Here is a 17958-nt window from a genome sequence, read left to right on the forward strand (position 1 = left end):
CGGCTCAGCGATCGTCGCACCATCGATCGGGTGCTTCCGTCGGTGGCAGCAGCTCTCGGCGTCGAGGGTTACGAGAACGCCCTGGGACTACCCGAGGCCCCGCGCTACGTGGTGTGCCTCATCGACGGCATGGGTCTGGACCTGCTGCGCCAGCACGCCGACGCGGCTCCGTTCCTGACGTCGCTGGACTCGGTCGACGACGTCGTGTGCGGCATCCCGTCGACCACGGCCACCAGCCTGACGTCGCTGGGCACCGGAGTTCGGCCCGGCGAGCACGGCATCGTCGGCTACACGTGCCGCGTCCCCGAGACCGGGGAGCGGCTGAACTCCCTGAAGTGGGACCAGCCGCTCGATCCCACGGCCTGGCAACCCGTTCCCACCGTCCTGCAACGGATGCTCGAAGGCGGTGTCGCGGCGAGCTCGGTGAACCAGGCGAAGTTCGCCGACACGGGTCTGACGATCTGCAGCCAGCGCGGCGTGCCGTTCCACGGCATCGAGTCGGTGCACGAGCGCCTCGACGTCGTGCTCGATGCGGCCGAATCGGCCCCACGCACCATGACGTACGCCTATGAGTCCCGCCTCGACCACACCGGCCACTCGAAGGGCTGCACGTCCGCGGAGTGGCGCGACATGCTCACCTCCATCGACCGCGAGATGCGCGACCTCAACCGCGAGCTCCCCGACGATTGCATCTTGCTGGTGACCGCCGACCACGGCATGATCGATCTGCCGCTCGAGGGACGGTTCGACGTCGACAGCGAACCCGATCTCTTGCAGGACGTCACCCTGCTGGCCGGCGAGGCCCGCTTCCGACACCTGTACACGCGCGCCGGGGCGGCCGAGGAGGTCGCCCAGCGGTGGCGCGATCGATTCGGCGACCTGGTCGAGGTCCGCACCCGTGACGAGGCCGCCGACTGGTTCGGTCCGCTGCGTCCTGAGGTTCGTGGGCGTATCGGCGACGTGCTCGTGGCGGCCCTGGGCGACTTCGCGGTGTTCTCGTCGGTCGAGTTCCCCATCGAGCGAAAAATGGTCGGGTTCCACGGCTCCATCACCGAGGCCGAGATGAAGATTCCCGTGCTGGTGGCGGGTGCAGCATCATGGCGGACCTGAACTTCTACTCCGGCACCATGGACTGCGGCAAGAGCACCCTGGCGCTGCAGATGGACCACAACCACCGGGCCCGCGGTCGGGTGGGCCGGGTCTTCACGTCGCACGACCGCGCCGGCGAGGCGCGGCTGTCGAGCCGACTGGGCCTGGAGGTCCCGGCCGTCGAGGTCGACGACACCTTCCACTTCTGGCACTACACCGTCGACGAGCTGACCCAGGGCGGTCGGATCGACTACTTCGTGTGCGACGAGGCGCAGTTCTACACGACCGACCAGATCGAGCAGCTGGCCAAGGTCGTCGACGAGCTCGACATCGACGTGTTCGCGTTCGGGATCCTCACCGACTTTCGCACCCGGCTCTTTCCCGGCTCCTCCCGTCTGACCGAGCTGGCCGACCGCGTGCACACGCTGCAGGTCGAGGCCCTGTGCTGGTGCGGCGAGCGCGCCACCCACAACGCCCGCACCGAGGACGGGATCATGGTCACTGAGGGTGACGTGATCGTGGTCGGTGACGTCGATCGTCCCGACGAGCCCGAACCGACCGTCGGCTACGAGGTCCTGTGTCGCCGCCACCACCGTCGTCGCATGACGGTGCAGCGGGCCCGCGCGGCCGCGATGTCGCCCGACGTCCTGCCCTTTGACTGAGTGGCGCGCTGCTCGTTCCTCGCAGCTCCAGCGGTTCGTTCCTCACCGCTGCCGGGCTTCGCCCGGGCGCCTTGCCTTCGCTTCGCTCGGCCGGTGGTCGCCTCGAGAGGTTGCGATGTCAGGCGCAACCAGCCTTGCTAGTCGTCCTTGCCGCCGAACATGATCTCGTCCCAGCTGGGGACGCGACGGCGCTCGCCGCGCTTCTTGCGTGGACCGGCCGTGTCGGGAACGGCTACGTCATGGTCGATGGAGTCCTCGAGCTGATCGGACTGCTCGTCGTGGGGCTGGCGATCGGCCTCGGCCTGATCGGCCTGAGCCTCGACCTCCTGGCGAGCCAGGGCCTCCTGCGTGCGCCGGTCGCGGGCCGCCTTGAGGGAGGAGACGCCGCTGTGGTGCTTCTCGGCAGCGTGCAGCAACGCCTCGGCGGCAGCGATGTCGGGAGGAAGGTCGACAAGCACCTCGGACTGATCTGTCGCGGCGAACGGGTCGTCGTCGTAGTTCAGCTCGGCCTGCTGGGGCAGCACGCCGTCGAGCCGAGCGGTGTCCTCGCGGTCTGCATCATCGTGCCCGGCATCGTCGACAGCGTCGTCGTGATCGAGCCCGCTGTCCGTGGCGTCGACGGCGGACGATCGGACCGCATCGGCGATGGCCATGTCGGGGGTGTCGGGCAGGGCGACGTCGCCGACGAACCGGTGGGCGGCGTCGTCGGCAGCCACCACGTAGCGACTGGCGGTGTCGAACACGAAGGTGAAGGTCGCCTCCGAGCCCGGGGGAGTGACGAGCACGCTCCAGCGACCGTCGTCGCGGCGCCAGGCATCCCAGGTCGCGTCCTCAGCGTTGCCGCCGGCCTCGGCGATGGCGGTGTCGGCCACCGGACCGAGCGGAAGTCCTGCGCCGGTGACGTGCTTGCGTCGCAGCGAGGTCTTGCGGGCCTGCTGGGCCATGTACTCGCGTTCGGCGACCACGGGGCCGGCGAAGGCCTCGATCCGTTCGAGGGCCATGCCGGAGGAATCGGCGACCTGCTGGGCCGATTCTCCGCGACGAACACGGGTCTGGATGTCGCGTGGGCTGAGAACGATGATGTCCATGGTCGGCTCCGAACCGGTGGCGGGCGGCGGCACGTCTGTGTGTCGCTGGCGTGCGGCCGGATCGAGTCGCACGCGAAACTGTTCGTTGGTGGTGAGATCACGCGCGATGACGAATGCGTCGTCGTCGCTCATGGCGTCGAACCTGAGTTCGCGCATCTGGCCACCTCCTCGTTTCAGGCCGCCCGCACAGGACTCGGGAGACTTCCCTCCATCGTAGGGACGAGATCGACAAATCCCGGGTGACTCGCCGGTCAGCGGGGCAGGACCGACTCAAAAGAAGGGTCGGGGTTGCCGAAGCGGTGCTGCGTGATGGTGACGGACTGCTCGCGCAGGAATGGCAACAGCTCGATGCGGCCTGCCTGGGTCACGACGCCGGCGTGGATCGCGACGTCGGGGTCGCCGTCGACGGCCTCAGCGGTCCGCCGTGCGTCACCGTCGAGCAGACGGATGCGGGCCGGACGCTCGTGTCCGATGCGGGCCCACCACGCCTCGGGTCCCTCCACGACGAAGCGGGAAGGGTCGATCAGGCCGTCGGGCAGCGTGGTGCGGACGCTGATCTCGACGCTGGCGCCCGATCGACCGGCGGCCAGCAGGATGCGCACGACGTCTCGCAGCGGCGCGTCCTCGGCGCGGATCGAGACATCGGTGGGTCGGTAGCGGAACACGTTGCGCTCCACGCCCAGCCCGGTGACGTCCTTGCCGATCCCGAACTCGCGTCGCCAGGCGATCTCGTCGGAAGTTGCAGCGGCCGTGAGATCGTCGAGCTCGGCGACGCTCAGGTGCGGACGGGCGGCCTCCAGCAGAGCCGAGGCGGTGGGGTCGAGCACCGATGGGTCGGCGGGGCGACGCAGGGGGCGCGACGACCAGGTGCCCAGGTGGGTCAGGAAGTTGGGGCCGCCGGCCTTGCAGGACGTGCCGACCGACGATCGTTTCCAGCCGCCGAACGGCTGGCGCTGCACGATGGCGCCGGTGATGCCGCGGTTCACATACAGGTTGCCGGCCTCGACGGTGTCGATCCACTGGTTGACCTCGTCGGGGTCGAGGGAGTGGATCCCGGCGGTGAGACCGTAGTCGGTCGCGTTCTGCCACTCGATGGCCTGATCGAGGGAGTCGGCGTGCATGAGGCCGAGCACCGGGCCGAAGTACTCGGTGGTGTGGAACTCGCTGCCGGGTCGGACACCGTCTCGGATGCCGGGGGTCCACAGGCGGTCGTCGTCGCCGATCTTCTGTGGCTCCAGCAACCAGCTCTCGCCCGGGCCGAGCTGCGTGAGACCGGACAGCAGCTTGCCGTGAGCGCCCTCGATGATCGGTCCCATCGCGACCTCGGGGTCGTCGGGGTAGCCGACCTTGAGGGACCGCACGGCGTCGACGAGCTGGCGACGGAAGCGCTCCGACGTGCCGACGGATCCGACGAGGATCGCGAGACTGGCCGCCGAGCACTTCTGGCCGGCGTGCCCGAAGGCGCTCCTGACCAGGTCGGCGACCGCGAGGTCGAGGTCGGCGCTCGGGCTGACGACGAGAGCATTCTTGCCGCTGGTCTCGGCCAGCAGCTTCAGGTCCGGCTTCCAGGACCGGAACAGCGCTGCGGTGTCCCAGCCGCCAGTGAGCATGACCCGGTCGACCTCGGAGTGCGCCACCAGGGCCTTGCTGAGTGGGCCCTCCTCCACCGTCGCGAAGCGCAGGACGTTCCGCGGGACGCCGGCCTGCCACAGCGCCTCGACCATGACGGCTGCGCAGCGGCGGGTCTGGGGAGCCGGCTTGATGATGACGCCGCTGCCTGAGGCGAGCGCGGACAGGACCATGCCTGCCGGGATGGCGACGGGAAAGTTCCAGGGCGTGATGACGACCGTCAGCTGCGAAGGGGTCATGACGGCTCCGTCAACCGCCTCGAGGCGGCGTCCGGCTTCGGCGTAGTAGTTCGCGAAGTCGATCGCCTCGCTGACCTCCACGTCACCCTCGGCGAGCGTCTTGCCCGATTCAGCCGCCATGATGGTGATGAGATCGCCGCGGCGGTCCTCCAGCGCGCGCGCCGCCTGGTGCAGGATCCAGGCGCGCACCTCGGTTCCGCGTGCTGCCCAGGAGGCAGCCGCCTCACGGGTCTCCTGGACAACGGTCTCGAGACTCGCCGGTCCGCGCACGACACCGTCGGTGACGGTCTGCGACCCGATCTGGCTGTAGGCGACCCGTGCGAGGGCACGGCGCCCCCAGGCCCGATTGGCCTCGACGGATGGATCGGTGTCGGCGGTGTTGGAGAACGAGTGGTCGTCGCTGCGTCGGGAGTCCAGCGGGGGAGCAGCCCGGTCCTGGACACGATGGGCGGCCGGGCCGGGCTTCTGCATGAGGTCGACCGAGTCGCGGAACCGCTCGATCTCGCGGTCCATCAGTGCGGGGTCGGTGCTGATGTCGAACGCAGCCGACATGAAGTTCTCCGAGCTGGCATTCTCCTCGAGGCGCCTGACGAGGTAGGCGATGGCCACGTCGAACTCCGACGGACTGACCACCGGCGTGTACAGCAGCAGACCACCGACTTCGTCGCGAACGGTGTCGCGGACGGCATCGATCGGGCCGGAGTCCATGCCCAGCAGCACCTCGAACGTGACGGCGTCGCGGACGCCGCGGTCGCCGGCGAGCAACCAGGCGTAGGCGATGTCGAACAGATTCTGCCCAGCGACGCCGATCTCGACGGCGTCGACCCGCTCGGGGGTCAGTGCCCAGTCGAGCACCCGCTTGTAGCCCGCGTCCGTCTCGACCTTGCTGCCCCACGTGGCCAGCGGCCAGTCGTGCACGATCGCGTCGACCCGCTCCATGGCCAGGTTGGCGCCCTTCACGACACGAACCTTGACCGGGGCGCCGCCGGCGGCGCGCCGCCGCGACGCCCATTCCTGCAGGTGCTGCATGGCGCCGAGGGCGTCCGGCAGGTAGGCCTGCAGGACGATACCGGCCTTCAGCCGGGGAAAGCGGTCGAGGACCGTGGTGAACACGGTGATCGTCAGGTCGAGGTCCTTGTACTCCTCCATGTCGAGGTTGATGAAGGTGTCGTCCTCGGCCGCCTTCTCGTACAAGGGCTGCAGCTGATCGACGATCCGGGTCACGGACTCCTCGAACGCCCACATCGACAACTGGCTGGCCACCGAGGAGACCTTGACCGAGACGTAGTCGACGTCGGAGCGCTCGAGCAGGCGCAGGGTGGCGTCGCGCCGGCGCTCCGCCTCCGCGTCGCCGAGCACGGCTTCGCCCAGCAGGTTGAGGTTGAGGCGGTCGCCCCGCTTGCGCAGTTTGCGGATCGTCTTGCCCAACGGCTGGGGTCGGGAGTCGACGACGAGGTGGCCGACCATGCGGCGCAGGGTGGTGCGAGCGGTCGAGACCACGAAACCGGGCGCCACGAGAGAGACCAGCGCGCCGAGCTTGAGCGCAAAACGCTGGAACCAGGGCAGAAAGTCCGGTGTGTCGGCGGCCAGCTGGCGCAGGTTGCGAGCAGCGACGTCGGTGTCCTCCGGGCGGACGACCCGGTCCACGAATCCGATGGTGAACTCGAGCCCGTCGGGGTCCTTGAGTAGCTGGGCCAGTCGGCGTGCCGAAGCGGTGGGGCGATGCTGACGCGCCTGCTTCGGGTCGGTCCAGGTTCGGACGAGCTCGATGCTGCGCTCAGCCAGTGTCAGGTCGGTCATCTTCCTGCGCAGCCTAGTCGTTCGGTCCGAGCATGGGGGACCAATGTCCATGCGATGACCGAAGCTGTTGCACCAGCCACCAGCGGGACCGCGAAGCCGGGTGAGGCACCGCTGGAGTCGATCACGATTCCCGCGGTTGCTGCTCCGATCGCGACCCCGGCCGACAGGCCGGTGGTGGTCCAGGCCAACGACTCGGTGAGGCGGCGCGGGGGCACACCAACCTCGACCAGTCGGGTCAGCGCGACGAGGCTGGGTGCGATCATCAGACCTGCGCCCAGCATCCCGACGATCAACAACCCGACCGAGTTGATCAGGCCCAGAGGCGCGAACAGGATGGTCAGTCCGAGCAGCGCGCGACGCAGGCGGCGGGCCGGGTCACTGGGTGGGAGGGCTCCGACCACGAGTCCAGCCATCAGGCTGCCAGCGGCCCACACGGCCAGCACCACGCCCGCCAGACCATCGCGACCGGCCTCCTCGGTGAACGCGACCACGATCACCTCGGTCGATCCGAACAAGACGCCGAGCCCGACCGACGTGGCGGCCAGGGGGGCCAGGACCGAGACGTCGATCGGCGCGGCTGGCGGTGCGGCGACGTCGGCGACCGGCGGCTCGGACTTCTTCTGCAGGGCCAGGCCCCACGAGGCGAGTGTTGACACGCCACCGGCGACGAGCAGCCCGGACGTGTCGGACACCTGCAGGGTCAAGAACGTCACCAGCACGGGCCCGAGCACGAAGACGGCCTCGTCGAGCACGGCCTCGATCGCGAAGGCCGTGCTGAGCCGCTCGCGATCGTCCAGCACGTGAGCCCACCGGGCGCGCACCATGTTGCCGGCCTGGGGAGCGCCGAGCCCGGCGAGTGCGACCGCCAGGTGTGCCGCTGGAGCGGGCTCGCTGACCACGAGAAGGGTGATCGCGATGCCAGCTGCGTGGATCGCGCCGGCCACCCACAGCACCCGTCCCTGTCCGACCCGATCGGCCAGCCGCCCTTGGACCGGCCCGGCGATCGAGGCGACGAGCACGTAGACGGCGGCCACCGTTCCGGCTCGGGCGTAGGAGTCGGTGCGCGAGACGACGAGGAGCACGATCCCCAGACCCGTCATCGACAACGGTAGGCGGGCGAAGGTGGCGGTGGCCGAGAACAACGGTGCACCGGGCGTGGAGAAGGCTTCCCGGTACGTCGTCAGCATGCGCTGAATCTAGTCGTCGCGACTGGCGAATCCTCTATCGCGTCCTAGGCTCGAGACCATGAACCAGGAGATCCGATGACGACCGTCGCCGAGCTGATCGTGCAGTCCTTGGCCCAGCACGGGGTCCGCACCGTCTGGGGTGTGGTGGGCGATGCCCTCAACCCGGTCACGGACGCGATCCGACGCGAGGAACGGATGGAGTGGGTCGGCGTGCGCCACGAGGAGGCCGGGGCGTTCGCGGCCAGCGCCCAGGCTCAGCTGACCGGGGATCTCGCCGTCTGCATGGGCACGGTCGGGCCCGGTGCGATCCACCTGCTGAACGGTCTCTACGACGCCAAGAAGTCGCACGCGCCGGTGCTCGCGATCGTGGGTCAGGTCCCCACCGAGGACATGGGAAGCGAATTCTTCCAAGAGGTCGACAACGACGCACTGTTCGCCGATGTCGCCGTCTGGCGCCGCACCGTCACGGGAGCGGACCAGATGCCGCACCTGCTGGAGGAGGCGGTCAACGCCGCCATCACGAGTCGCGGCGTGGCGGTGCTGTCGATCCCCGGCGACGTGGGCGGCCTCGATCTGCCCAAGGGCACCCGCGTCCCGGTCTTCGTGCCGCCGAGCCCACCGGCCGTGGCCGCCGCCGAGGACATCGCTGCTGCTGCCGGGGTGCTCAACGAGGCGTCGCGGGTCACCATCCTGGCCGGCATCGGGGCTGCGGGAGCGGTGGCCGAGGTCGGGCAGCTCGCTACGGCGCTCCAGGCGCCGATCGTGGTGAGCCTGAAGGCCAAGGAGCTGTTCGACGACGACGAGCACGAGATCGGGCAGTCGGGGCTGCTGGGCAATCCGGCCACCGCGGAGGCGTTCGCCGCCTGTGACGTGCTGCTGATGGTCGGCACCGACTTCCCGTACCGCAACTTTCTGCCGGAGGGAAAGATCGTCATCCAGATCGACAGCCGAGGCGACCACATCGGGCGACGCACCCAGGTGCAGCACCCGGTGGTCGGCGATGCTGCCCTCACGCTGCGGGCGATGCTCCCGCTGCTGACCGCGCGCGATGACACCAAGCACCTCTCGGTGGCGCGTGGTGGCTACGAGGCCTGGCGGACCCTGCAGTCGCACCTGACCGACCCGGCCTACGACGGCACGAGGCGCGGACGCCTGCGCGGCAAGGTCGACAACCCCGAACGCCGGATCCGCCCCGAGCTGCTGGCCGCGACCATCGATCGCCATGCGGCCGACGACGCGATCTTCACCGGCGACACCGGCATGTCGACGGTGTGGTTGTCGAGGTTCGTGCGGATGAGCGGTGACCGGCGGATGATCGGCTCGTTCAATCTCGGTTCGATGGCCAACGCGATGCCGCAGGCGCTCGGAGCGCAGGCGCTCGACCGGGACCGCCAGGTCATCAGCTTCAGCGGTGACGGTGGGCTGACGATGCTGATGGGGGACCTGCTCACGGCGGTCAGCCACCAGCTCGACATCACGATCGTGGTCTTCGACAACGGTCGCCTCGGGATGGTCAAGTTCGAGATGGAGCAGGTTGGTCTGCCCGAGTTCGGCACCGTGCTGCACAACCCGGATTTCGCGGCGATGGCGAACGCGATCGGCATGAAGGGCATCCGCGTCACCGAGCCCGAGGACGTCGACCGGGCCGTGGCCGAGGCGCTGGCGCACCCCGGACCCGTGCTGCTGGACGTGCTGACGAATCCTGAGGAGATCGCCGTGCCCGGTCGACCCAAGCTGGAGCAGGGATGGGGCTTCGCGATCGCGAAGACCAAGGAGTTCCTCGTCAGTCCCGAATGAGCGGGCTCGAATGAGCACCGAGCCGGCGATGCCGCTTCCCGGCGGGGGTTACGCCGATCCGCCCGAGCAGCTCACCGAGTTTCAGCGCGAGGTTGCCGAGGTGGTGGCGGGTCTCCAGGTCGGCGAGCTGATCACCTATGGCGAGGTCGCGCTCGAGTCGGGGCATCCCGGCGCCGGCCAGGCGGTCGCCAACGTGCTGCGCCGCGTGCCGGGCTTGCCGTGGTGGCGGGTGCTGTCGGCCGACGGACGACTGTACTGCCAGCACCGCGAGGTCGCCGAGCCGTTGCTCGAGGCGGAGGGACACACGGTCGATGAGATGGGCCGTGTTCAGGTGGTGACTGGCTCCGCGGACCGCACGTAGCGCTGGTAGGTGGCGGCCGGCGGTTCGCACCTTCGTGCCCCGGCGGGGGTCAGACCCAGAGCTCGCGGATGCGGTCGATCTCGCGAGCTGCTTGGGCGTAGCCGGCGCGGGCCGACGGGGGACGGGCGGCCGGGTCGAGCACGTTCTTGCCGATCGCTGCCTTCGACGCCTCGTCGGGGACCACGACCAGGTGCGGAACGCCCAGCTTCTCGAGCTGCTGAGACGCACTGCGCATCGGACCAACGGCCTTGTCCACGGGCGCGATGGCGACGACGACGTCAACGCCGGTCATCAGGTCGGCGTTGGTCACCGATCGAGCTCCACCGTCGACATAGGTTCGGCCGCCGATGGGGATCGGCGGGTAGACGAGGGGCACGGCGCAGCTGGCGTTGACCGCGTCCCGCAGGGACACTCCTGAGTGCTCGCCGCGTGGACCGAAGCTCACCAGCTCGCCGGACTCGACGTCGACGGCGGTGACCACGAGATCCTGATCGGGCCAGGTGATCCCGCCGATGCGCTCGTCGACCTGGTCGTACCGGTCGGTGACGCTCGGGACCTTGGAACCGGCGGCCGCCTTCACCGAGGCGGACCCGACGATGCGTCCGAACGCGGACACGTCGCCGCGGGCCCGCACCATCGCCAGGGCGTAGCGGCCGATGACGCCGATGCCGATCGAGGCCAGCGGGGCGGTGTCGGCCGTTGCAGGCAGCAGCTGGGCGGCGTACAGATCGCTCAGCGAGATGGCGCTGGTGACCTGAGCGCCCACGATCGAGCCGGCGGACGTGCCGACGATGCGGTCGGCGCCGGTCAGATCAACGCCTGCCTCGGCCAGGCCCCACAACAGACCGGTCTCCCAGGCGATGCCCGTGATGCCGCCGCCGCCCAGGACCAGTCCTCGTGTCGTCATGGACCTAGTGTGCAGGGCATGACGGAACTCCCTGGGTCCACGCGTCTCCTCACCCGTGAGGACGAGGAGCTGGTCGCACTGGGCGCCGCTCGTGCAGGCGGGGCGACCGAGATCGCCGCCATCGTGGCGGTCGGCAACCACGGACGTGGCCCGGTGGGTCCGTGCGGCCGGGACCGGCAGGTCCTGTTCGACTTCCACCCCGGGGTGCGGGTCATCCTGCCCACGCGAGACGGGCTGCGCAGCGTCCTCATCGAGGATCTCGTGCCGCTCGCGACGGCCTGGACCCTCGACGAGGGCTCCTCGATGGCGTGATCGCCCCAGCGGACGTGCTGCACCGACGGAACACGACCCACCATGAGAAAATCAACGCATGAATGTTCGCCCCTTCGACGCACTCCTGCTCGTCTCCTTCGGGGGCCCCGAGAAGCCCGACGACGTGATCCCGTTCCTCGAGAACGTGACGTCCGGTCGCGGCATCCCGCGCGAACGGCTCGCCGCCGTCGGCGAGCACTACCACCTGTTCGGCGGCAAGTCACCGATCAACGACCTGAACCGCGAGCTGCTCGAGGCGATCCGCGCCGACCTGGCCTCGAACGACATCGACCTGCCGGTCTATTGGGGCAATCGCAACTGGGATCCGTACCTGCGCGACGCCGCGAGCCAGATGGCTGCCGACGGCGTCCAGCGCGCGGCCTGCTTCCTGACCAGTGCCTACTCCTCGTACTCGGGCTGCCGGCAGTACCGCGAGAACTTGCACGACGCGACGACCGGGCTGTCGATCGAGCTGAGCCGGCTGCGGCACTACTTCAACCATCCCGGGTTCGTCGGCCCGTTCGTCCAGGCCACGAGCGCTGCGTTGGCCCAGGCGCCGTCTGGCTCGCACGTCGTGTTCGTGACGCACTCCATCCCCGACACCATGAACGATGTCAGCGGTGGTCCGAACCAGCGCGCCTACCAGCGCCAGCACGAGTCGGTGGCAGCGCTGGTGGCCGACGGGGCCGGGGCCGAGACGTTCTCGCTGGCGTACTGCTCCCGGTCCGGATCCCCACGCACGCCGTGGCTCGAACCCGACATCAACGATCATCTCGAGTCGCTCGCCGCTGACGGAACCGAGTCGGTCGTCGTGGTGCCGATCGGGTTCATATCCGATCACATGGAGGTCATCTACGACCTCGACACCGAGGCGTCCGAGACAGCCGAGAGGCTCGGCCTGCGATTCGCGCGCGTCGACACGCCGGCGCCGCACCCGGCGTTCGTCTCCATGGTGCGCGAGCTGCTGCTCGAACGGGCCGCGACCGAACGGGGCGAGCAGTCCTCGCAGCCCTCGCTGGGTGCCTTCGGGCCCTCGCACGACCTGTGTCCCGTGGGGTGCTGCGCCAATCCGAAAGCCGATCTGCCGACCATCGGTGGGGCGTGAGCACGAACACCCCACCCGCCGGTCGGCCCGAAGCCCTGTACCGGCTCGCCGAGCGGGTCGCGATCGAGGCAGCCGAGTTCGTGCGGGTCTCCCGTCCACCGGGTCGGGTCGAGGTGGCAGCGACCAAGTCCAGCCCGACCGACGCGGTCACCGAGATCGATCGCGCCACCGAGGACCTGATCCGCGCCGCCATCGCCGCCGAGCGCCCCGACGACGGATTCGTGGGGGAGGAGGGTGAGGACCTGATCGGCACCTCGGGCGTGGACTGGGTCGTCGACCCCATCGACGGCACGGTGAACTTCGTCTACGGCATCGGTGCGTACGGGGTCTCGATCGCGGCCCGGGTCGATGGCGCGGTCGTGGCCGGCTGCGTGGTCAACGTCGCGACGGGGGAGACCTACGGTGCCGTGCTGGGTGGCGGGGCGTGGAAGACCCAGGCGCCAGCGGGCGGGCCGACGACGCCGCTGACGGCTCCGACGCCGCCCAGCGTCGCGCTGGCTCTCGTCGCGACTGGATTCAGCTACCGTCCCGAGATCCGAGCCGCCCAGGCCGCGGCCATGACCCAGCTGCTTCCCCAGGTCCGTGACATCCGTCGCATCGGGTCGGCCGCGCTCGATCTCTGCGGCCTGGCCGAGGGACGCTGTGACGCCTACGTCGAGCAGGGCCTCAAACCGTGGGACCTGGCGGCTGGCTCGCTCGTCGCGGCCGAGGCAGGGATCGTGCTGGAGGGTCTCGACGGGCCGCCGGACGAGCGTCTCGTGATGGCGGCGCACCCGCTGATCTGCCGGGAATATTTCGCGCTCGTGCGCGCTTGTGGCTTCTGACTGGCGCACCGCTCAGGGCACGTGCACGACACGGGCCCCTCATGTGGCACAATCGCGCCGACCAACACGCAGACCTGGAGGGTTGATGGCAACCGATTACGACGCCCCGCGCAAGACCGACGAGGACCAGTCCGAGGACAGCCTCGAAGAGCTGAAGGCGCGTCGTCACGAGAAGAACTCGGGCAAGGTCGACGAGGACGAGACCGAGGCGGCCGAATCCTTCGAGCTCCCCGGTGCCGACCTGTCTCACGAGGAGCTGGCCGTTCAGGTCGTGCCCCGTCAAAGTGACGAGTTCACCTGTTCCTCGTGCTTCCTCGTGCACCACCGCAGCCAGCTGGCCTCGGACACGAAGGGTGTGCTCGTCTGTCGCGACTGCGACCTGTGAGCAGCACCGTCTCGATCACTTCTTGACGACGGCACCGACCTTCGCGCCGGCGGCTGACCCCTTGAGTGGCTTCATGCCCGGGGGCAGCTCGCCGGTCGATCGGGTCCAGTAGCTCGTGGCGCCCCGATGCACCCCGATCCTGACGACCTCGACGAGCGCCCCACCCACGACCGCCCAGGCAATCGCCTCGGCTGTCCCGACGTCGGGGTGGCGACCGTTGACCGGTGGCTTCCGGCCCGTGACGCCCTGCCACGCGAACATCGCGATGCGCTTGGACAGGAGGCCGCCAGCGATCGTCGACCCGCGGTCGAGCACCTTCCACGCACTCTTCTGCCCAGCCGTCACCTTGGTCGCTCGAGGTGCGAGGTCGGGATCAATTGACTTCTTCGGCTTCTTCTTCGCCACGGGAGTTCCCTTCGTGCGTGGAGCGGTGGGTGAACAGTGCGGTGGCCAGCTCGCGGGGGCGGCGCGACGAGACGAGCCAGTACGGCGTGGGGTCGTCAGGATCATCGATGCGAACCAGCACGCCGCGGTTCAGGAAGGGGCGGGTCACCAGGTGGGCGCGTACATCGGCGCCGGCACCGAGCCGGTGACGATACTGCTCGGGATCCAAAGGCTCGACCTCGCCGAGGAACGCCGGATCGAGGTGGGACCGCCCCGCCCGGAGGCCGTCCGCGTCGACGACCACGGCCACGGAGCCGTACCGCAGCAGCAGCAAGCCCACAGCGACGAAGACGATTGCCCCGGCGATCAGGGCAGCGCTCGGACCGAGCAGCACGAGGAAGAGCCATCCCCACGTGATGGCGAAGGCCACCGTGCCCGCCCACCAGGACAGGGGGGCGTGGAGGCGCTCGCGATGATCGGTCACGGTCCCAGCCTGCCTCATTCGTGACCACTGCACCGTGCCGGGATGGGGCCGGTACGCTCGGCCCATGCCTGAGGTGACGATCACACGGCTGGACCCCGAGGTCTCGCTGCCGAGGTATGCGCACCCCGGCGACGCTGGCGCCGACCTCGTCAGCACGATCGACGTGGACATCGCCCCGGGGGAACGCATCCTCGTGCCGACCGGGATCGCGATCGCTCTTCCCGACGGCCTGGCCGCGTTCGTGCATCCGCGGTCCGGCCTGGCGCTCGAGCGCGGCTTGTCCATCGTCAACACGCCCGGCACGATCGATGCTGGCTATCGTGGCGAGATCCATGTTCTGCTGATCAACCACGACCTCACCGATACGATCGCCATCGCGCGCGGTGATCGCATCGCCCAGTTGGTCATCCAGCGGGTCGAGACGGTCGACTTCGTCGAGGCCGACACGCTGCCCGACTCCCAGCGCGGGGCCGGTGGACACGGATCCACCGGCGTCGGCGCCTGATCTGAATTCGAGGAACCATGGCCTTCTTCCGCCGCTCCGCGTCCGACGAGAGCAAGGGCTCCACCGACGAGACACCTGCGGTCGATCTCGTCGAGGTCCAGGGTGTCCGAGCCGAGGGTCCATTCGACATCTCGGAGCGCTCCCCGGAGGGACAGAGTGCCTATGTCAACTTCGGGCCGCTGAAGGTGCGCGGTCGCGTCGGGTTCGACATCCGCGTGCAGGCCGACGCCGACTCCCAGCACGTCAACGCGCTGCTGCTGGTCACGCAGGACGCCGGCCTCGAGCTGCGCGCCTTCGCCTCGTCACGGTCCGGCGGGCTGTGGGAGGACGTGCGTGCCGAGCTGATCGCGGAGGTCGACCGGCTCGAGGGCACCTACCAGGTTCCCGACGGTCAGTACGGTCCTGAGCTGCACCTGCGCATCCCGGCCACGTCCAAGGACGGCGAGTCTGGTTTCCAGCCGAGCCGCATCGTGGTCGTGGAGGGCCCCCGCTGGATGCTGCGCGGCACCTTCCTCGGCCAGGCCGCGCTGGAGCCGGACGACACCCACATCCTGTTCCAGGCGCTGCGCGAGATCATCGTGGACCGCGGGTCCGAGGCCATGGCGATGCGTGAACCACTGCATCTCGACCTGCCGGTCAACCGGGTCGTCGTCGATCCCGATGCCGCAGGGCCAGCCACGGCAGCCGCACAGGCCGCAGAGGCCGCAAAGGCCGACCAGCCTGCACCGGACGAGAAGTAGGCTGCAGTCATGGCAGGACTGTTCAGCCGCGCACTCGAGCGGCGCACCTCCGACCAACGCGATGCCAAGGAGCTGCGCGACGGTTCGGCCGAGGCCGGATGCGGCCTGATCTCCGCGTGCACCAATCGTGCACTCGTCACGATCCACGGTGAGCTGCGCTGGGTCTCGATGCGGCCCGTCGACGGGGTGCCCTCGCTGGAGGCCGAGATCTACGACGGGTCCGATGCCGTGACCCTGGTCTGGATGGGGCGACGCCGGATCGAGGGCATCCGTGCGGGCAAGCGCCTCACGGCCCATGGTCGCATCGGACGCCGCGGCACCGAGCGCATCATCTACAACCCTCGCTACGAGCTCGATGCCTGACGTGCCGCAAGAACCCGCAGACGCTCAGGAGACGGTCGAGCAGGTCGTTCGCGCGCAGCTGTCCAAGGCGCTCGGCGGACCCCGCGGCATCGTCGAGGGCGCCGTGCCCACCATCGTGTTCACCGTGGTGTTCTTGACCACCGACGAGCTCCGTCCTGCGCTGATCGCAGGTCTGAGCCTCGCCGTTCTTGCCGTGGTGGTGCGTCTCGTGCAGCGCTCCACGGTGCAGTTCGCCGTCAACGCCCTGTTCGGGATCGGCATCGCGGCAGCCTTCGCGCTCCGTGCGGCCAACGCCGGTGGTACTCCTGAGGACGCGGCACGCGCCTTCTTCACCCCCGGCCTGATCTACAACGGTGTCTACGCCGTGGTGCTGGTCATGACCGTGGTCGTGGGGTGGCCCTTGGTCGGGTTCCTTGTCGGCAGCGTCATGGGCGATGCGACGCAGTGGCACAAGAATCCAGCCCTCGTCCGGTTGTGCTCGCGGTTGACCCTGGTGCTGGCGCTGCCGTGCATCCTGCGGGTCGCCGTGCAGCTGCCCCTGTGGCTGGACAGTCAGATCGGGTTGCTCGGCGTCACCAAGATCGCGTTGGGCTGGCCCCTGCAGGTCGGCGCGTTCGCCCTGATGATCTGGATGCTCAGTCGCAACAAGACCCCCCAACTTTCGTAGCGGTAGGCAGGTAAAACTGCTTCGAACACCTGCCTACCGCTACAAAAGTTGGGGCTACTTCTTCGGGCTGAGCATCCGGGCGATGTCGGTCTCGACGTCCTGGGGCGTGACGATCAGCAGCTCGTCGCCGGCCTCCAGCGATCGATCGGGGTCGGGGGTCTTCACTGAGTTGTCCCGCAGGATCGCCACCAGAGCGGCATCGCCGGGCCACGGCACCTCGCTGACGCGCCGGCCCACGAAGGGTGAGTCGTCGGGCATGGTCAGCTCGACCAGGTTGGTGTTCGACTGACGGAAGGTGAACAGTCGGACCAGATCGCCGACCGTCACCGCCTCCTCGACCAGGGCCGACATGAGGCGAGGAGTGGACACCGAGACGTCAACGCCCCAGGAGTCGCTGAAGAGCCACTCGTTGTTGGGATGATTGACGCGGCCGACCGTCCGCGGGACCGCGAACTCGGTCTTGGCCAGCAGGGACGTGACCAGGTTGGCCTTGTCGTCGCCGGTGGCCGAGATGACGACGTCGCACGACTCCAGGTGTGCTTCGGTCAGCGAGGACAGCTCGCATGCGTCGGCCAGCAGCCACTGGGCGTCCGGGACGAGGTCGGCGCGGATGGAGCCGGGAGCCTTGTCGATCAGCAGCACGTGGTGGCCGTTGCCGATGAGCTCCTGGGCCACGGAACGGCCGACGGCGCCGGCTCCTGCGATGACGACGCGCATCAGTTGGCCTCCGGTCCTCGTTCGAGCCGTTCGTGGGTCACGTCGGCGCAGTCCTCCCGCATGAAGATGCTCAGGAAGTCGCCCTCCTGGATCACGGTGTCCCCATGAGCGATGAGGCCCGAACCGAGGCGGGTCAGAAAAGCGACGCGTGACTTGGTGTCGCTCTCGAACACCGAGATGCGCTTGCCCACCCACGCGAAGGGCGCGTACACGGTGTCAAGACGTACCTCGCCGGACTGGTCACGCCACGCTGGCTCCGAGCCGGCCGGCACCAGGCGGCGCAGCACCTGGTCAGCGGCCCAGGGCACCGTGGCCACCGTGGGAATGCCGAGCCGTTCGTAGACCTCGGCGCGGCCCGGGTCGTAGATGCGGGCGACCACGTTCTCGACCTTGAACTGCTCGCGGGCGACGCGGGCCGCGATGATGTTGGAGTTGTCCCCGCTGGAGACCGCGGCGAAGGCGTCGGCACGCTCGATGCCCGCGTTCTGCAGGACGGTGCGGTCGAACCCCATGCCGGTGACGGTGATGCCGCCGAAGCTGGGGCCGAGCCGGCGGAAGGCGTCTGGGTTGGAGTCGATCACGGCGGTGGTGTGGCCGCGGTCCTCGAGACTGCGCGTCAGCGTGGCGCCCACGCGCCCGCAGCCCATGATCACGATGTGCACGGTGTGACGCTACACGGGCGGGAGATCGGCCACGCGCCAGATGCGATTCGC

Annotated in this window: 20 protein-coding genes; 12 read left to right on the plus strand and 8 right to left on the minus strand. The window is 69.2% G+C overall.

Annotation, left to right across the window (positions count from 1 at the left end):
- The first annotated feature begins 30 nt into the window (after window positions 1-30).
- Together ACHAA3_RS12525 and ACHAA3_RS12530 are read left to right on the plus strand one after the other, a co-directional pair.
- Window positions 31-1110 (plus strand): alkaline phosphatase family protein, encoded by a 1080-nt coding sequence (locus ACHAA3_RS12525; protein WP_435709355.1) that lies wholly within the window; start codon window positions 31-33, stop codon window positions 1108-1110.
- Entirely contained in the window at window positions 1098-1751 is a 654-nt protein-coding gene (locus tag ACHAA3_RS12530; RefSeq protein WP_435709356.1) for a thymidine kinase, read from the plus strand. The genes ACHAA3_RS12525 and ACHAA3_RS12530 overlap by 13 nt, the downstream gene beginning before the upstream one ends.
- 137 nt (window positions 1752-1888) lie before the next feature.
- Here the strand turns inward: ACHAA3_RS12530 and sepH are convergent, their stop codons facing one another.
- The 3 genes from sepH to ACHAA3_RS12545 all read right to left on the minus strand — a co-directional run bounded on the left by sepH (window position 1889) and on the right by ACHAA3_RS12545 (window position 7694).
- A complete protein-coding gene (sepH, locus tag ACHAA3_RS12535; RefSeq protein ID WP_435709357.1) occupies window positions 1889-2995 on the minus strand; it encodes a septation protein SepH in 1107 nt (368 codons plus the stop codon).
- Between the two features lie 95 nt (window positions 2996-3090).
- Window positions 3091-6507: a bifunctional proline dehydrogenase/L-glutamate gamma-semialdehyde dehydrogenase gene (locus ACHAA3_RS12540; protein ID WP_435709358.1), complete on the minus strand. Its 3417-nt coding sequence runs from the start codon at window positions 6505-6507 to the stop codon at window positions 3091-3093.
- Window positions 6504-7694 (minus strand): MFS transporter, encoded by a 1191-nt coding sequence (locus ACHAA3_RS12545; protein ID WP_435709359.1) that lies wholly within the window; start codon window positions 7692-7694, stop codon window positions 6504-6506. Before ACHAA3_RS12545 ends, ACHAA3_RS12540 begins: the two co-directional genes overlap by 4 nt.
- 75 nt (window positions 7695-7769) lie before the next feature.
- On the opposite strand from ACHAA3_RS12545, the gene ACHAA3_RS12550 reads away from it, so the two are divergent.
- A complete protein-coding gene (locus ACHAA3_RS12550) occupies window positions 7770-9491 on the plus strand; it encodes a thiamine pyrophosphate-dependent enzyme (protein WP_435709360.1) in 1722 nt (573 codons plus the stop codon).
- 10 nt (window positions 9492-9501) lie between these two features.
- Window positions 9502-9852, plus strand: a complete 351-nt coding sequence (locus tag ACHAA3_RS12555) for an MGMT family protein (RefSeq protein WP_435709361.1) — start codon at window positions 9502-9504, stop codon at window positions 9850-9852.
- 49 nt (window positions 9853-9901) lie between these two features.
- On the opposite strand, the gene ACHAA3_RS12560 is transcribed toward ACHAA3_RS12555, so the two are convergent.
- Complete coding sequence (locus tag ACHAA3_RS12560) at window positions 9902-10759, minus strand: patatin-like phospholipase family protein (RefSeq protein WP_435709362.1); 858 nt, start codon at window positions 10757-10759, stop codon at window positions 9902-9904.
- A gap of 18 nt (window positions 10760-10777) precedes the next feature.
- On the opposite strand from ACHAA3_RS12560, the gene ACHAA3_RS12565 reads away from it, so the two are divergent.
- From ACHAA3_RS12565 to ACHAA3_RS12580, 4 genes are all read left to right on the plus strand, one after another.
- On the plus strand, window positions 10778-11071 hold the full coding sequence (locus ACHAA3_RS12565; RefSeq protein WP_435709363.1) for a hypothetical protein: 294 nt from the start codon (window positions 10778-10780) through the stop codon (window positions 11069-11071).
- A gap of 58 nt (window positions 11072-11129) precedes the next feature.
- Window positions 11130-12176, plus strand: coding sequence for a ferrochelatase (locus ACHAA3_RS12570; protein WP_435709364.1), 1047 nt, complete (start codon window positions 11130-11132; stop codon window positions 12174-12176).
- Complete coding sequence (locus tag ACHAA3_RS12575; RefSeq protein ID WP_435709365.1) at window positions 12173-13000, plus strand: inositol monophosphatase family protein; 828 nt, start codon at window positions 12173-12175, stop codon at window positions 12998-13000. The genes ACHAA3_RS12570 and ACHAA3_RS12575 overlap by 4 nt, the downstream gene beginning before the upstream one ends.
- Window positions 13001-13085: 85 nt before the next feature.
- Window positions 13086-13385 carry a DUF4193 domain-containing protein gene (locus ACHAA3_RS12580; protein ID WP_435709366.1) on the plus strand — a complete coding sequence of 100 codons (300 nt, stop codon included), beginning with the start codon at window positions 13086-13088 and terminating at the stop codon, window positions 13383-13385.
- Window positions 13386-13400: 15 nt separating this feature from the next.
- Here the strand turns inward: ACHAA3_RS12580 and ACHAA3_RS12585 are convergent, their stop codons facing one another.
- Entirely contained in the window at window positions 13401-13790 is a 390-nt protein-coding gene (locus tag ACHAA3_RS12585) for a DUF4235 domain-containing protein (RefSeq protein WP_435709367.1), read from the minus strand.
- Entirely contained in the window at window positions 13759-14253 is a 495-nt protein-coding gene (locus ACHAA3_RS12590) for a DUF3093 domain-containing protein (RefSeq protein ID WP_435709368.1), read from the minus strand. The genes ACHAA3_RS12585 and ACHAA3_RS12590 overlap by 32 nt, the downstream gene beginning before the upstream one ends.
- Window positions 14254-14317: 64 nt before the next feature.
- Between ACHAA3_RS12590 and dut the strand changes: the two genes are divergently transcribed.
- The 4 genes from dut to ACHAA3_RS12610 are packed head-to-tail and all read left to right on the plus strand — an operon-like array spanning window position 14318 to window position 16528.
- Window positions 14318-14758 (plus strand): dUTP diphosphatase, encoded by a 441-nt coding sequence (dut, locus tag ACHAA3_RS12595; protein ID WP_435709369.1) that lies wholly within the window; start codon window positions 14318-14320, stop codon window positions 14756-14758.
- A gap of 17 nt (window positions 14759-14775) precedes the next feature.
- Complete coding sequence (locus ACHAA3_RS12600) at window positions 14776-15498, plus strand: DUF3710 domain-containing protein (RefSeq protein WP_435709370.1); 723 nt, start codon at window positions 14776-14778, stop codon at window positions 15496-15498.
- Between the two features lie 9 nt (window positions 15499-15507).
- Entirely contained in the window at window positions 15508-15861 is a 354-nt protein-coding gene (locus ACHAA3_RS12605; RefSeq protein WP_435709371.1) for an OB-fold nucleic acid binding domain-containing protein, read from the plus strand.
- Window positions 15854-16528 (plus strand): DUF3159 domain-containing protein, encoded by a 675-nt coding sequence (locus ACHAA3_RS12610; protein ID WP_435709372.1) that lies wholly within the window; start codon window positions 15854-15856, stop codon window positions 16526-16528. The genes ACHAA3_RS12605 and ACHAA3_RS12610 overlap by 8 nt, the downstream gene beginning before the upstream one ends.
- A gap of 54 nt (window positions 16529-16582) precedes the next feature.
- Here ACHAA3_RS12610 and ACHAA3_RS12615 read toward each other — a convergent pair whose 3' ends face one another.
- Window positions 16583-17245, minus strand: coding sequence for a potassium channel family protein (locus ACHAA3_RS12615; RefSeq protein ID WP_435709373.1), 663 nt, complete (start codon window positions 17243-17245; stop codon window positions 16583-16585).
- On the minus strand, window positions 17245-17892 hold the full coding sequence (locus tag ACHAA3_RS12620) for a potassium channel family protein (protein ID WP_435709444.1): 648 nt from the start codon (window positions 17890-17892) through the stop codon (window positions 17245-17247). The genes ACHAA3_RS12615 and ACHAA3_RS12620 overlap by 1 nt, the downstream gene beginning before the upstream one ends.
- Between the last annotated feature and the right edge of the window lie 66 nt (window positions 17893-17958).

Source organism: Aeromicrobium sp. CF3.5 (genome assembly GCF_051262695.1).
In the GTDB taxonomy this organism is placed as follows: domain Bacteria; phylum Actinomycetota; class Actinomycetes; order Propionibacteriales; family Nocardioidaceae; genus Aeromicrobium.